This is a genomic window from Jeotgalicoccus nanhaiensis (assembly GCF_015235105.1).
GTDB classification, from domain to species: Bacteria; Bacillota; Bacilli; order Staphylococcales; family Salinicoccaceae; genus Jeotgalicoccus; species Jeotgalicoccus nanhaiensis.
Genome location: NZ_JADGLW010000011.1, coordinates 51,830 through 66,781 on the forward strand (window position 1 = coordinate 51,830; position 14,952 = coordinate 66,781).

Here is a 14,952-nt window from a genome sequence, read left to right on the forward strand (position 1 = left end):
TACAAATATTTATGCGATGTTTCAAGCTTTATATTAATATCTTATTAATTTCACATAACGGTTCGCGTGTTTCTTATTGCCTCCGGGAACAAACCCTGCGTTCGTAAACAGCTTTTCAAATGCTGAGTCCGATACCGTGACCGCCGCAGTGTCCACCGTGACGAGCTTCTTTCTGACAGCTGTCGCAAACTGGCGCATCGCGCTTTCTGCAATACCTTCTTCACGGTGGTTCTCGTCGACATAAATATGTTTAATAACCAGCATATCACTCTCCTGTACCGCATCGATATGCCCGACTTTGCTGCCGTCGCGTCTGAGTATAATTTTCACTGCCGGCATGATTGTTTCTTCATCAAACTCCAGTTTTAAATTCGGCACATAATTCCGGTTCAAATCGAGATAATACAGCCGTTCTTTGCCGATTGGCCCCTCTTCTTTCGTCGCCAGATGTAAAAAACCCGCACGCTCGTATAAATTCCAGGCACCGGCATTTTCACCGTCAACAACTAAATATAAATGGTCGAATGATGAAAAATTTTCCTGCACGTATACCGGCAGATTTTGGGCAACTGCTGTCCCGTACCCGTTCCCCTGATATTTTTCGTTAATTGAAAGAGAACGCACGTATACGACTTCATGGGGAGTACTGTAGCCTTCGTGCTGATAATGTTTATGCAGCACAAAAAAACCTATAACCTTCCCATCGTCAGTAACGACTACATTGGCAGTGCGGTTGACGTCATTAAGTGCGTCGTCAAGCACTTCAAGCGGCATGCTCGAATAGACACGCTGCCTTTCACTCAATATGTAATTTTCCAGATGTTCTCTGTCCGCCTCTGTAAATTTCCTAATATTAATACTCATGTTTTACCCCTTTTTGACATATTGATATAGTTTGCTATTATAAATGCCATACCCCCTATAGTGACAATTTAGACATTACATTACAACTTTCATTATTTCAGCGTTATTTGTTGGTATTTGAAGGGTAACAGTAAGATAAATACGAATCATTTCTAGGAGGAAATCACTTGACGAATGACGACAATACTACGTCAAAGAAAAGTACAGATCCGGATCAGCCGGGTAAGTTTAATATGAAGCAGCTCGGCACTGTTTTCTGGGTGGCAACCGCAATAATTCTTGTTGTATCTGCAATTGCAATGATTATCCCAGATCAGTTCCAAGTTGCATCTGAAAATGTTTACGCTGTAATATCTCAAAACTTCAGCTGGTTTTTCTTACTGGTTGTCTTTGGCTTTGGAGTATTCCTATTATTCCTTGCACTATCACCATACGGCCGTGTTAAACTCGGCGGCGATAATTCAAAACCTGAGTTCTCATTCTGGTCCTGGATCGGAATGTTATTTTCAAGCGGTTTAGGTGTCGGACTGGTATTCTTCGGAGTTGCCGAACCGATGGAACACTTTATGACATCTCCCTTTCTCGGCGGACCTGTCGAAGATGCGGAAGCCGCAAGACTCGCTATGGGTTATACTTATTTCCACTGGGGTATTTCACAGTGGTCAATCTTCGGTGTTGCAGGACTTGCAATCGGCTATTTCCAATTCCGTAAAAACCGGAATGGTTTAGTTTCAACAGCTCTGGAGCCGCTGTTTGGTCTCGATTACAATCAGAATGCCAGAAAAGCAATTGATATTCTGGCGATTATTGCAACGATTACAGGTATGTCGACATCTGTCGGTTTAGGTATTATGCAGATGGACGGCGGTCTCGATATCGCATTCGGAATCCCGTCAGGTCCGATGACACAAATCATACTGACTGCCTTAATGACAGGTCTGTTTATCTTTTCTACAATAACCGGACTTAAGCGGGGCATGAAGTTCCTCAGCAGTCTGAATATGATACTTGCACTAGTACTGACAATATTCATTATGGCTGTCGGGCCATTTACATTTATTATGGAAACCATTATCGTAGGTCTCGGCGATTACCTGACAAACTTTGTCGGCTATTCACTGCGCATGCAGCCGTATTCAGGTGAATCATGGGTTCAGGACTGGACAGTATTCTACTGGGCATGGGTAATTGCCTGGAGTCCGTTTATCGGTTCATTCGTCGCACGCGTATCCCGCGGACGAAGTATTCGTGAATATGTCATGGGTATTTTAATCGTTCCGCCGATGCTGTCTTTCTTATGGGTAGGCGCACTCGGAGGCACAGCGATCTATTCGGATCTCTTTAATAACACAAACATCGGGGAAATTGTATTAAATGACCAGACACAGGCATTGTTTGCTCTTTTTGATACACTGCCGATATCATGGCTGACTTCAGCTATCGCAATTATTCTAATCTTTACATTCCTGGTCACTTCAGCTGACTCGGCGACATTTATCGTTGCTGGAATGAGTATTGGAAATACGGACAATCCGCCGACCGGATTGAAGATATTATGGGGTCTCCTGCTTGGTTTACTTACCATTGCCTTAATTCTGGCAGGCGGTCTGACGAGTCTGCAGGCAGCATCCCTGCTTGCCGGTCTGCCTTTTGCTATCATACTCATTATGATGATTGCCTCGGTGTCCAAAGGCCTCCGGCGCGAACCGAACGAAGCAATGAAACGCAGACAGCGCCGCAAAAAATATTAAAAAGCATTAAAGGTTAATAAAAAGCAGCGCTCAAAATCTTGAGCGCTGCTTCATTTCGCAATTATGAGGAGTAAGTATATGAAAATAGGTATCGATGCCGGCGGCACTTTAATTAAAGTGGCGATTTTGGATAAGGACGGCAGAACTTTTAAAAAGTACCCCGCGTCAGAAATCGACCGGGTTATCAGCATGCTGAACAGTGATTATACCGGAGAAGACATTTATTTAACAGGCGGCAAAGCAGAATATATCTCAGAAAAATTAAACTTTGACGTAACTTCTTCCATAGAATTTGATGCAACCTTCCGCGGGCTGACCCAGCTTCTGAAAGAAGCCGGTATGAATCTCGACCGTTATGTTTATCTGAATGTCGGTACAGGAACGAGTTTCCACCAGGCCTCAGGTGATTCGCAAAAACGTGTCGGAGGTTCCGGCGTTGGCGGCGGAACTATGATTGGGCTGAGTTATCTGCTGACCGGCATCGGAGATTTTGAGACGATTATCGAACGGGCTAAAGGCGGGGTCCGCGACAATGTTGATTTGAAGGTTCATCATATTTATAATGGCCGGCCGTCACCGATACCCGGCGACCTTACTGCCAGCAACTTCGGGCATATTCTAAATGCACAAAAAACTGCCTCGGCCGAAGACCAGCTGATTGCTGTTATCGGACTCGTGGCAGAAACTGTTACTGCAATGGCTATTAATTTAGCCGATGCTTTCGACACGAAAAATATGGTTTTTATCGGCTCTACTTTACTTGATAATGAAGTGATGACCGATATTATATACAGATACAGCGAATTAAAAAATGCACGCGCTTTTGTCGTCCCAAACGGCGAATACAGCGGCGCTCTCGGTGCAATCAGCTGAATGCAATAATTTTTCCTTCGTAATGAAGAATTTTCATTTCACGTGAAAAAGTATCGGACAGCATTTTTTCAGTCACTTCTGCTGCTGGCACTTTAACTTCAGTTAAAGTGCCTTTTTTCATGCATGTTACTGTATCAGCATAATTTAGTGCGAGATTCAAATCATGCATCGCCATAATAATTCCCCTGCTGCTGCTTAACTTTTTCAGCCAAGTCATCACCAGATGCTGATAATTGATATCTAAGCCCTGTTCGATTTCATCAAACAAAAGCACGGGCTTATCCTCAAAATGAATCTGTGCACATAAAGCACGTTTGAATTCGCCTCCGCTTAAACTGTCTGCTGATGCATGCCTCAGCCCTTCAAGTTTAAAGTCCTGAAGAACTTTATCTGTCTCTTTTTGCGAGGGTCGTCTTCGGGCCGTCATTTTAATAAAATCTTCCACCGTGATTTGAAACGGTACATTTTGCTGAGGAAGATAGCTGATATAATCTGCGGTTCTGTCGATGGGAGTATGATTAAATGCCAATTTCCGCACCTTGATATCCTTAGTGTTATACCCGATGATTCCCGTGAGCAGGGAACTCTTTCCGCTGCCGTTTTCACCGATCAGCACGTGAAGCCCGTTTTCAAATGTAAGATTATCAGCATAAACACTGAACTGTCCGTAATTGATACTGAGTTTATCTACAGACAGCATGTTACAATGCTTCGCCGTTCAAGATGACCTGAACATCGACATCGGCAACGAGCGAGTGAACAGCGGAACAGTATTTGTCTTTCGACAGGTCAGCTGCACGCTGTGCCTGTTTCGCCGGTATATCACCGTCGATAATAATATTCATTTTAATTCGCTTATAGTATTTCGGTTCCGTGTCAGCCCGTTCTCCATCGGCTTCGATTGCAAGTTTCGTTACTTTATCCATCCGGTGTCTTAAAATAACACCGATATCGATAGCCATGCAGCCCGCAGCACCATGAAGCACCATTTCCATCGGTGACGGTGCAGAAGCATCCCCGCCTGCAGCTTCATTCGCATCCATCGTTACTGTGTGGCCTGTAGTCTCTCCCGTAGATTCAAATTTCAATTTTCCCTGCCAGTTTAAATTTACTTTCATTTCTGCCACCTACTTTCTAATTTGTCCGTTCCCTAATATCGTATATTTATAACTTGTTAAAGCATTTAAGCCCATCGGTCCCCGCGCGTGCAGTTTTTGAGTACTGATGCCGATTTCTCCGCCGAAACCGAACATTTCACCGTCAGAAAATCTCGTCGATGCGTTGACATATACCTGGGCGCTGTCGATATCTTCCTGGAAGCTCAGCGCAGTATGATAACTATCTGTAATAATTACTTCTGAATGGCCCGTGGAATACTTTTCTATATGCTCGAGTGCCTGATCATAACCCTCCACAACTTTCACTGCGATTTTCAAATCCAGAAATTCGGTATCATATGCAGATACTTCTCCTATTGTGATAGAGCTGCTGATTTGCTTTTCACGTTCTCCTCCGATAACTTCAACGCCTTCATTTACTAAACTTTCAGCTAAGACAGGCAGAAATTCCGCTGCGGCATTTTTATCGATTAATAGTGTTTCGAGCGCATTACAGACCGATGGCCGCTGGACTTTCCCGTTAAGTAAAATTTGTTCTGCCATAGCGAGATCCGCATCTTCATGTACGTATATATGGCAGTTACCTGTTCCTGTTTCAATTACCGGCACCGTCGCCTGTGTCAGAACCGCTTTGATTAAACCTGCGCCGCCGCGCGGTATGAGGCAGTCAATATATTCATTCGCCTGCATAAATGAAGCGGCGAATGTTCGGGACGGATCTGTAATCAGCTGAATGCTTTTTGCCGGCAGGTCTGATTTCGACAATCCCTGCTGAAGCGCTTTAACAATCGCCTTATTGCTCTCCATCGCTTCTTTGCCGCCGCGTAAAATTACAGCGTTCCCTGCTTTTATACAAAGTGCTGAAGCATCGGCTGTAACGTTCGGGCGGGATTCATATATAATGCCGATAACGCCGAGCGGTACACTGCGGCGGGCAATTCTCAGACCTTCTGGTGTCGTCCATTCGCCAAGCCCTTCTGTTAAAGGATCTTTTAAGCCGATAATTTTATCGATACCTTCAGCCATACTCCGAAGACGTGCTTCATTTAAGGTAAGCCTTTCCAGCATGGCGTCAGAGAGCCCATTCTCCCGGCCATTTTTTAAATCCGTCCGGTTACTGTCAAGTATGTCTTTACTGTGATGGAGCAGTTCTTTTGCCATCAGTCTCAGCGCTTCATTTTTTTGTTGTTCTGATGATCGCCGTAATACTTTGCCTGCTTTTTTAGCTTCTGTTCCCAATACTGCTATACTGTTTGTCACTATGTATTCCCTCCTTCATAAATAAAGTGCCGATTTCTTCCCCCGCCAGTAAATTAAAAAGTTTTGACGGCTCATCTGATTTCATGATTACCATCGCTTTCTGACGGCGAATCATGCGGTCTGCCGCCTGCAGTTTTGTCGCCATGCCGCCGGTCGCAAATTTTGAACCCGCTCCGCCCGCCATTTCAATTATTTCAGGTGTCACCTCATTAACATAGGTGATAAGTTCCGCATTTTTATCTGTCGCGGGATTTGCTGTATATAATCCTTCAATATCGCTTAGAATGACCAGCAGATCTGCATCAATCACTTCACTGACAATCGCGGATAACGTATCATTATCACCGAATTTAGTATTGTGGTTTAATTCATCCACCGATACTGCATCGTTCTCGTTGATGATTGGAATAACACCTTTACTTAATAAAGTATCCAGTGCAACTGAAACATTTTTATATGATTCCGGGAATGAAATAACATCACGGGTAATCAATACCTGTCCGACATGCTGATTGTAATGCGAGAAAAACTTGCTGTACAAATTCATCAGAACACCCTGTCCGATACTTGCGAGTGCCTGCTGGCCTGCGATGGAAGCAGGATATTCTTTTAAATTCATCGTGCTCGCACCGAGTCCTACAGCACCGCTCGTCACTATGGCAACTTCTTTTCCTTCCTGATGCAGAGCTGATACAGCATAAGCCAGCCTGTCGATTTTCTTATAATCTATTTTTGTCGGCGCATTCATAATCGAGTTCGTTCCTATTTTAATAACAATGCGTTTTGCTTTCTGTACTTTTTCCCGTAACATTCGACTTCATTCCTTTGCTAATTTTCTCCTGCTGCTTCATCGTATGCTTCCAGTGCATAACCGCCGTATACGCTTGCCGGTCCGCCGCCCATTACTATACATACCGCAACGATATCACTGATTTCTTCACGTGTTGCTCCGAGTTTAACGAGTTTGTTTACATGATTTCCTATACAACCTTCACATTTATCAGCGACAGCATAAGTTAAGGCGATAAACTCTTTTGTTTTTTCATCCAGCGCATTCGCTTTGTAACCTTCCTGCTGAAATTTCTTAAATGCTCTCATAAAATCTGCTTGAGTTTCCTGGATGCGTCCTGTATTTTTTTGAGCTCTTTTATTAATGCTTTCAAAATTTTTCATCTAATTACACCATCCCCATTTTTTTGCTTAAAAAAGCAAAAAGAACCGCTCAGGCGCGATTCTCTTTGTCATTTTGAATTCTTCTCCTGCGGTATTTAATTAAGACAGCTGTATACAGGGCAAACAGAACAGCCATAAATACACCGATTACCGTGTAGGACAACGGTGAAGTTTCAGTATAGGATGCCATCGTAGAGAAGATAATTCCTGCTGTGAATAACGTTAAGAGCAGCGCGTACAATAATACATGCACAATTTTCACTTAATCACCTGTTTTTAAAGTATATTCATTCTTAACATTATAATATCACTTTAGGCAGGCAGGTTGTTCATTATTTTAAAAAGTTCGCCATATAGACTAAATCTGTATAACCGTCAGTTAATTTCACCTGATTTTTTAAAGTTGCTTCTTCTTCAAAACCGAGTCTTTTATATAATTTAATCGCACCCGGATTGTTGGCAAAAACTGTTAATATCAATTTTTCAAGCTTATCATTATTCCGTGCAAACTCCACTGCTTCTTTGACCATCGCAGTACCTGTGCCGGAACCTGTATAGGCAGCCTGCAGACTGATGCCGAATTGGCCGATATGCTCGAATTTTTTGCGGTGATCCTGACGGAGATTCAGCATACCGATAACTTTCTCGCCGTCGACTGCTACGATACCGAGATCATTCGGTCCGAGAGTTTTTATCGTCGCTTCTTCCTCTTCAATTGTAATTGTCCTGTTTTCAATTGCTGTTGCCAGCGTATCCGGATTTTCTGCTGTCACAAGTTTTTTATGTTCAATAATACTGGCAGCATCCTGTACTTCCATTTTACGAATATTATATGCCATATGTGCTAACTTCCTTTCTGGATTGACTGTTTACTGCATCCAGTATAGTACATTCAGAAAGCTGTTTTAAATTTTGTGCCTCTTACCGGATAAATACCGCACCGTATATTAAACCGATAACGATGACGAGTGCCGGATGAATTTTCACAATCTGCAGCAGCACAAACGAGAGTCCGATTAAAAAGACAGTATGGAAAGTTCCCGATACTTCCAAGGAACTGAACAGGAAATCAAAAACAATGACACCGAGCAGAATCGCAATGACCGGACGGATTAAAAGCGTCAGCATCGAGAACTTATTCGTTCCTTTCAGTTTATACAGCACTGCAGCGAGGAATATCATTAAAAGAAGCGAGGGCAGCACACTTGCAGATATCGCAACGATACTGCCAAACACACCGCCTGCTTCATAGCCGATATAAGCACCCATTTTCGTCAATATTGGCCCCGGCAGCGCATTGCCGAGCGCGAGTACTTCCGCAAATTCCGCTGTGGTCATCCATTCATATGTACCGACAACTTCACGCTCAACGAGCGGTATTGAAGACGGCCCGCCGCCGTATCCGAGTATGCCGGGAATTAAAAATGCTAAAAATATTTCCAGATAAATCATGAGTCACCTGCTTGTCCGCCGCTTTTTTGAAGCAGGCTGAATACTATAATAATACCGATGACGAGTGCCGGATGAATATTCAGCACTTCCAGCACAATCAGCATGCCGAGCGTAAACGGAATTAAAAATTTCCATGTTGAAGATGTTTTTGCCGTTTTCATAAATTCTGCGGTGAGCACCGCAAGCATAACGAGGACGACGGGCACTACACCGGCGCTCATGCCCTGAACCCAGGCCAGGTCCTTAAATTCGGAAAACAGCGTCAATAATACTGTCATTAAGACTGCTGTCGGCAGGATGATTGCAATAAGTGCATTAATAATGCCGGGCCAGCCTTTCAGCTGGTAGCCGATATGTCCCGCGAGCTTCGTAATAATCGGACCGGGCAGGACGTTCGCAATCGCCAGTGTATCCTGGAAGTCTTCATTAGTCATCCAGCCGTATTTGTCGACGACTTCTATTTTTACGAGTGGAATGGATGACGGTCCGCCGCCGAAACCGAGGATTCCCACTCTGAAAAACACCATAAATATTTTAAAATGCATGACGCTCACCTTCCGCTATGTAAAAAGTGGATGGTAGTTATACCAGCCACTTAATCGCTATACTGCTTTGCCGCAGCACTTTTTATACTTTTTGCCGCTGCCGCAAGGGCATGGATCGTTACGTCCGACCTTCACTTCTTTAACGATTGTTTTCTGTCCGATATCCGCTTCGCTTTTCCCGCGGTACTGGAAGTGCCGCGTATGTCTTACGACATCGCGAATCAGCTCAAAGAATTCATCTTCTTCCGCTTTCGATTTAAATTGATAACCAAGATTTTTTATTTCCCCGGAAATTTCTTCGCGTTTTTGTCCGCTGATAACCATGCGGAGCACATGCAGATACAATTCATAATCCGATGCAACACTCGTATTCAGATGTTTTGAGACCCATTTTTTTAAATCTTCGTGCGCTGCTGATTCATCAATATAGCCCGGGTTGCTGAATTTGATAAATTTCCCGAATTCCGGCTCATAATACTTATATTTCTGCTGGGCATTCCGGATAATTTCATACTGCTTATCAGTCATATCATCAATAATAAATTCCTGGTTTTTATTATTTACAGTAATGACGTAAGGCGAGCGATTGACCAGATCCACCACTTCATCAATCGTGATATCCATGCCGTAATATTTTTTAAACAAATGAACAATCTGTTTAAATTCAACCACACCGTATAAATGCAGGGCGGAGCGTATTAAATTCAGCTGCCGCTGTATCGCTGTCCGTTTTTCGCGGTTTTTTTCAGTATCGACTGTCTCAAATTTTTCCAGTACTTCATCGATAATAAAAAAGTTATCTTCTTCATTCAGCAGCTCGTAGGCAAAACCCATTATATATAAGCCGTAGACATCCGCCAGACTGAGATTTCTGCCGTCCTCTATGTTTTTTGACCCCTGCTGCCAGCTCGTAAGTGCAGGTTCGTCACTGTAAAGATATGCATATTCCAGCACATCCGCATTCAGCAGGTTTTTCGATATCTCTGTTATCAAGCCATCCTTGTCCAGTGCTTCTTCGTTTGTTACTCCGGTATTGACCGCAAGCTGGTGCAGATCTTCCAAGTCATACTTTTTCAAATAAGCTGCAGTGTTTGTCATATATAACGACTCCTTTACTGAACTGTTGGTAAGGCAATTTTATCATATATGCCGAAATATGCTAAAATTTAAACAGCATCAGCATCTTAAAATATAAACTGAAGATAGGAGCTTTTACAAAATATGAAGGCAATTGCTCTCGATTTGGATGGTACGGTTTTAAATAATTCAGGTGAATTCCCCGATTCTCTTGCGGATACTTTACAGGAAGTTCACGATAAAGGTATTAAAATTATTATCGCGACCGGACGTTCACTGCAGATGATCCATGAAAAAGTGCCGCACAGTGTGCAAGTTGACGGCTATGTCGCCGCAAGCGGCATGACGGTCCACCACGGCGATACGCTGCTTTCACATACTGCTTTTTCAAAAGACCAGGTGGAATTCGTATTATCGCAGGTACGCGAGCACAAAATCTACTACGAAATGACAACCGGCAGACACGGCGGCCCGTATACATTTAAAGAAGACCGCGATTATTCTGTCGATGATCTTACACAAACACCTGACGCGACTGTGCTCGAATATGAAAATATCGGTACTGCGCGCACGCTGAACAGTACAGAACAGTGGATTGACGAAGATGGAATCGACCGGGCCGATATTATAAAGTTTTATTTTTTCAGCAATGATAAGGAAAAACTGGAACGCTGGTTTACACTGCTGAATGAAAAATTCACATCTGATGCAGGCTATCAGATATACCGTACATCAAACCACAACTCTGAAATTATGGTTTACGGCACTGATAAAGGCACCGGCCTTATGACCCTCGTCGATACGATGAATATTTCTATCGGTGACGTTCACGCGTTCGGCGATTCCATGAATGACATCCCAATGTTTAAAGCTGCCGGAAAATCGACTGCGATGCAAAATGCCAAAGAAGATGTCAAGGCAATTGCGGATGATGTTACCGAATTCAGCTGTGATGAAGACGGTCTCGAGCACTATCTTAGAAAAAACTATCTATAATAATTTATCTTCATCCCTTATGGATTTTTTAATCGGCATGTACCAGACGTGCCCTTCCATTAATTCCATAGGGGATATTTCATGGGCTCCGTCCGTTAATTTAACCGTGACGTTTGCTCCTTTGTTTTCGAGTTTTCTTTTCAGTGTGTAAGATTCGCCGGCTGTAGCGACCATATCCTGCGCTCCGGCTGTCAGCAGCACATCTGTATCAAACAGCATATCTTTCCCGGTTGTTTCACTGCGGTACGCGCTGTGCATCAGCATTGCGCCCCTGACACCGAGATCGTAATTCAGCATCAGATAAGCCGCGATGTTCGCACCGTTGGAATAGCCGATGATAACGGCTTTTCCAAGATCGAAATTGTAATCGCCGCTCAGTTTTTTTAATTCCCCGTAAATTTTATCCCCTTCTTCTTTTAAACTCTGTTCGTCGTACTGTTTTAGAGATAAACGTTTAAAGAAACGTGTCTGCCCGTTCTCGTCAACATCTCCTCTGAAACTTAAAATATTCGCTTCACTGTTTACAGTTGTCGCGACTTCCAAGAGATCAGTCTCCCGGCCGCCGGTGCCGTGAAATAATATGAGTGTTTCTTTCGCGTTTTCTTTTCTCGATTTAATATATAAATGTTTCATGCCAAGTCCTCCTAATAGAGATACGTATACTTGTATTATATAATAACATCAAAGAGATTAAAGGAGGATGCATTGTGAGCGCATACGGCATTCATCACGTATCGGCAATTACGAAAGATATTATTGAAAATCACGATTTCTTTACACAGTTTCTCGGTCACAGACTGGTTAAAAAAACGGTCAATCAGGACAGTCCTGATATGTATCATTTATTTTACAGCGACTACAAAGGGACACCTGGAACAGACGTTACATTTTTTGAAATCGGCCTGGCGCCAAAATACACACCGGGAACAAACTCCATCTCCCGTACAATTTTAAGAGTACCGTCAGTCGAAGCTATTGAGTATTTCAGAGAGCGCATGGAAGAACAGGGTGTTTATCACGAAGGTATCACCGATTACTTCGGAGAAACGATGATGAAGTTCTCAGACGAAGAAGGTCAGCGTTTTGCGCTTCTCGCCGATCCCGGCTACCACGACTCTGAGCCATACGCCGGAGGCGGAAATATTCCCGAAGAATATGCAATTACCGGCATATTTGGTGTCGAACTGACCGTCCAGTATTTAAAACCGATGGTTCAGTTTTTACAAATGCTCGGCGGTGAATATGACGGGGATATTGATGATGCTGAACAGGCCCGCGTACGCTTCGGCCAGGACTCTGTATTTGTAGTTGAATCGCGTACAACGAATGTTGAAAAACAAGGCTACGGCAGTGTTCACCACTTTGCGCTTCGCGTTAAAGATGAGACCGCTCTGGCAGAAATTCTGGAGCAGGCCACGGCAGAAAAATGGCGAAATTCCGGCATTGTCGACCGTCACTACTTTAAAGCATTGTATATTAGTGCCGTCGGCAATATCACAGTCGAAATTTCAACGGATTCACCCGGATTCACTATTGATGAACCGCTTGAAACTTTAGGAGAGCACTTATCATTACCGCCTTTCCTTGAAGAAAATCGCGACTTTATTGAAATGCGGCTTCATCCGCTGAATTAATTTTATAAACTTTGCAGCCTTGTTCAGGGCTGCACTTTTTTTGTTAAAAGCTCTTTCCTGCAAACTCTGAGAGCCGCGGATACATATGACACACGATCATGAAAACCCTGGAGTCCGCGGATACATATGACACCCAGTCATGCAAACCCCAGAATCTTCCTCCAAATAGAAAAACGTCCGTCTCTCGAAAGAGACAGACGCGCTTCTTATATACAGTTATTCCGTTACCGGAATTTCTATTTCGTCCACTTCATTAAATTCATCGAATGTTGCTGCACCCTCGAGTTCAAATGTACCATGCGTATCTGTGCCATCTGATTCAAAGTTTATTTCCTCGATCCGCTTACTTTCTTCATCAACAGTGACCTCCACTGTTGAATTTACGTTCTCAACATGCATTTCTCCAAAATTAACCTGCACTAATGACTCGATTGTTTCATATATTTCCTCGTTACTGCCATGATAGATGTAATTAATCTTATCATCATGCTTCTCTGTTTCCATATGAGACGCTATTTCTGCAAAAGATGCCACGGCATTATCATACGTCACACTGTAGAGTAGATTCACATCGACCGAATCGCTGACATCGACCCATTCTGTATCGTTGTTAAAATAAGTTTTTCCGTTTTTTGAAATAGTCCGGTCTTCGCCGTAAGAACGGAGCAGAAGCTGCGGGGGCTCACTGTTTATAAACAGCACTTCCGCATTCAGTTCGCGCGGTTCCATACCGTCGAGCGCCGCAGACATATTCAATTCCGCTTTATAGCTCTCTATTTTTTTTGCTTTATCGACAATTTCTGCTAACTGCTCATCGTCAATTTCCTGCTCATCTATATTTTCTATTTCAGCTGCGGTTTCCTCTTCGGATGATACGGCATTTTTTTCTTCAGTGATAATTTCACTGCCGCTTCCGGGAACAGCATTCTGACATGCTGCCAAAATACCTGTTACTGCCAACAATAAGCCAAAGTTCTTTAAATATCGCATGACTCATTCCCCTCACACTAAAATCTTTCTAAATAGTAACATGGAGTAATCTTTATATCTAACGATAAGCTAATCATCAGTCAGCTTGACTTTCCCCTTCGGACGGCGCGGACGCGATGCTTTAAAGCGCAGCAGCGTGTAAAGAATCAGCCCTGCCCAGATAAATCCGTAGGCAATTTGATGTGTAGCTGTAAACGATTCCCCGTAGAGGAAGATGCCGATAAAGAGCATGAGCGTCGGACCGATATACTGGAGCAGCCCGGTAAGTGATAATGGAATCTTAACAGCACCAAGAGCGAATAGGAGGAGAGGTATTGCTGTGACGACACCTGTTCCCATCGTAAACATCGTATCTCTGTTAAGCCCGAAATCAAGTGTGTTCACACCTGAAGCATTTAAATACAGTATATACAGGAGCGCGATTGGAGCCAGTACTGCAGTTTCCACAGCCAGCGCATATGTTGCGTCGATATTAATTGTTTTCTTGATCAGCCCGTATACTCCAAAAGTCACTGCCAGCGTCAGAGCAAGCCATGGAATATGCCCCACACCAAGGGACATATAAATAACACCGAGCGACACGATAAAAATCGCCAGCCACTCGCCTTTTGAAAACCGCTCCTTGAGAATAAAAAATGCGAGCAGTATGCTGACAAACGGATTGATATAATAACCGAGTCCCGCTTCCAGTATATGCCCCTGGTTAACAGCGAGGATATACGTCAGCCAGTTGATAGAAATAATAATCGACGCCGCAACTAAACTGAGGGCTTTTTTTCTGTCGCTGAATATGAACGTTAAATTCGTTTTTAAATATTGCCATCTGCCTGTAAAAAGTATGTACAGCACCATAAAGATAAAGGACCAGAATATACGGTGTGCGATAATTTCATAAGGAGATACCGTCTCAATCTGACGCCAGTAAACAGGGAGCAATCCCCAGATTATGTAAGCACCTGATACAAACAGTATGCCTTTTTGTTCCCCTGACATTCACTCACCCACAATTCTATTATGTATAAATTATATCTTAACTCCGAAATTGAATTATGCAAATATTTAAACCATTATAAAAACCGCCGGATTTAAAAATGACGTGCTACCCAAAAGTTGAACTTTTGGATTTAGGCTGATTTCAAGGTATGTTTCCTGAATTGTTCAGGAGACATGCCTTTTAATTTTGTCTTGATTCTATATTTATTATAATAATTAATGTACT

19 protein-coding genes are annotated in these 14,952 nt (G+C 43.2%); 4 read left to right on the forward strand and 15 right to left on the reverse strand.

Translation table 11 applies throughout. The annotated features are described in order from the left end of the window. Positions 1-33: 33 nt before the first annotated feature. The gene (locus IR135_RS11225) at positions 34-864 is read right to left on the reverse strand and encodes a GNAT family N-acetyltransferase (protein ID WP_135099415.1); all 831 of its coding nucleotides are present in this window, start codon (positions 862-864) and stop codon (positions 34-36) included. Positions 865-1,031: 167 nt separating this feature from the next. Here IR135_RS11225 and IR135_RS11230 point away from each other — a divergent pair, with 167 nt between their 5' ends. Then, positions 1,032-2,615: a BCCT family transporter gene (locus IR135_RS11230; protein WP_228063506.1), complete on the forward strand. Its 1,584-nt coding sequence runs from the start codon at positions 1,032-1,034 to the stop codon at positions 2,613-2,615. A 78-nt stretch (positions 2,616-2,693) separates the two neighbouring features. Then, entirely contained in the window at positions 2,694-3,488 is a 795-nt protein-coding gene (gene coaW / locus IR135_RS11235; RefSeq protein WP_135099417.1) for a type II pantothenate kinase, read from the forward strand. Here the strand turns inward: coaW and IR135_RS11240 are convergent. From IR135_RS11240 to IR135_RS11760, 10 genes are all read right to left on the reverse strand, one after another. Continuing rightward, complete coding sequence (locus IR135_RS11240) at positions 3,481-4,188, reverse strand: ABC transporter ATP-binding protein (protein WP_135099419.1); 708 nt, start codon at positions 4,186-4,188, stop codon at positions 3,481-3,483. The two genes, coaW and IR135_RS11240, sit on opposite strands and share 8 nt — an antisense overlap. Position 4,189: 1 nt before the next feature. After that, positions 4,190-4,606, reverse strand: a complete 417-nt coding sequence (locus tag IR135_RS11245; protein ID WP_135099421.1) for an OsmC family protein — start codon at positions 4,604-4,606, stop codon at positions 4,190-4,192. A 9-nt stretch (positions 4,607-4,615) separates the two neighbouring features. Next, the gene (locus tag IR135_RS11250; protein WP_209307414.1) at positions 4,616-5,866 is read right to left on the reverse strand and encodes a glutamate-5-semialdehyde dehydrogenase; all 1,251 of its coding nucleotides are present in this window, start codon (positions 5,864-5,866) and stop codon (positions 4,616-4,618) included. Continuing rightward, a complete protein-coding gene (gene proB, locus IR135_RS11255) occupies positions 5,829-6,677 on the reverse strand; it encodes a glutamate 5-kinase (protein WP_135099423.1) in 849 nt (282 codons plus the stop codon). The genes IR135_RS11250 and proB overlap by 38 nt, the downstream gene beginning before the upstream one ends. 17 nt (positions 6,678-6,694) lie before the next feature. Continuing rightward, entirely contained in the window at positions 6,695-7,039 is a 345-nt protein-coding gene (locus IR135_RS11260) for a carboxymuconolactone decarboxylase family protein (protein WP_135099425.1), read from the reverse strand. Between the two features lie 49 nt (positions 7,040-7,088). Beyond that, entirely contained in the window at positions 7,089-7,301 is a 213-nt protein-coding gene (locus IR135_RS11265; RefSeq protein ID WP_135099427.1) for a hypothetical protein, read from the reverse strand. A gap of 70 nt (positions 7,302-7,371) precedes the next feature. Continuing rightward, entirely contained in the window at positions 7,372-7,878 is a 507-nt protein-coding gene (locus IR135_RS11270; protein ID WP_135099429.1) for a GNAT family N-acetyltransferase, read from the reverse strand. Between the two features lie 82 nt (positions 7,879-7,960). After that, positions 7,961-8,491 (reverse strand): chromate transporter, encoded by a 531-nt coding sequence (locus IR135_RS11275; RefSeq protein WP_135099431.1) that lies wholly within the window; start codon positions 8,489-8,491, stop codon positions 7,961-7,963. Beyond that, on the reverse strand, positions 8,488-9,036 hold the full coding sequence (locus IR135_RS11280; RefSeq protein WP_115885131.1) for a chromate transporter: 549 nt from the start codon (positions 9,034-9,036) through the stop codon (positions 8,488-8,490). The genes IR135_RS11275 and IR135_RS11280 overlap by 4 nt, the downstream gene beginning before the upstream one ends. A 57-nt stretch (positions 9,037-9,093) precedes the next feature. After that, on the reverse strand, positions 9,094-10,134 hold the full coding sequence (locus tag IR135_RS11760) for an SEC-C metal-binding domain-containing protein (RefSeq protein WP_318272371.1): 1,041 nt from the start codon (positions 10,132-10,134) through the stop codon (positions 9,094-9,096). A 123-nt stretch (positions 10,135-10,257) separates the two neighbouring features. Between IR135_RS11760 and IR135_RS11290 the strand changes: the two genes are divergently transcribed. Further along, complete coding sequence (locus IR135_RS11290; protein WP_135099433.1) at positions 10,258-11,109, forward strand: Cof-type HAD-IIB family hydrolase; 852 nt, start codon at positions 10,258-10,260, stop codon at positions 11,107-11,109. On the opposite strand, the gene IR135_RS11295 is transcribed toward IR135_RS11290, so the two are convergent. Further along, positions 11,104-11,742 carry an alpha/beta hydrolase gene (locus IR135_RS11295; RefSeq protein ID WP_135099435.1) on the reverse strand — a complete coding sequence of 213 codons (639 nt, stop codon included), beginning with the start codon at positions 11,740-11,742 and terminating at the stop codon, positions 11,104-11,106. The genes IR135_RS11290 and IR135_RS11295 overlap by 6 nt on opposite strands. 74 nt (positions 11,743-11,816) lie before the next feature. On the opposite strand from IR135_RS11295, the gene IR135_RS11765 reads away from it, so the two are divergent. After that, positions 11,817-12,743, forward strand: a complete 927-nt coding sequence (locus IR135_RS11765) for a VOC family protein (protein WP_135099437.1) — start codon at positions 11,817-11,819, stop codon at positions 12,741-12,743. A gap of 216 nt (positions 12,744-12,959) precedes the next feature. On the opposite strand, the gene IR135_RS11305 is transcribed toward IR135_RS11765, so the two are convergent. The 3 genes from IR135_RS11305 to IR135_RS11315 form a co-directional block, all read right to left on the reverse strand. Then, positions 12,960-13,733 (reverse strand): hypothetical protein, encoded by a 774-nt coding sequence (locus IR135_RS11305; protein WP_135099439.1) that lies wholly within the window; start codon positions 13,731-13,733, stop codon positions 12,960-12,962. 69 nt (positions 13,734-13,802) lie between these two features. Further along, on the reverse strand, positions 13,803-14,726 hold the full coding sequence (rarD, locus tag IR135_RS11310; protein ID WP_135099441.1) for an EamA family transporter RarD: 924 nt from the start codon (positions 14,724-14,726) through the stop codon (positions 13,803-13,805). Between the two features lie 131 nt (positions 14,727-14,857). Further along, positions 14,858-14,947 carry an IS3 family transposase gene (locus IR135_RS11315; RefSeq protein ID WP_416212699.1) on the reverse strand — a complete coding sequence of 30 codons (90 nt, stop codon included), beginning with the start codon at positions 14,945-14,947 and terminating at the stop codon, positions 14,858-14,860. Between the last annotated feature and the right edge of the window lie 5 nt (positions 14,948-14,952).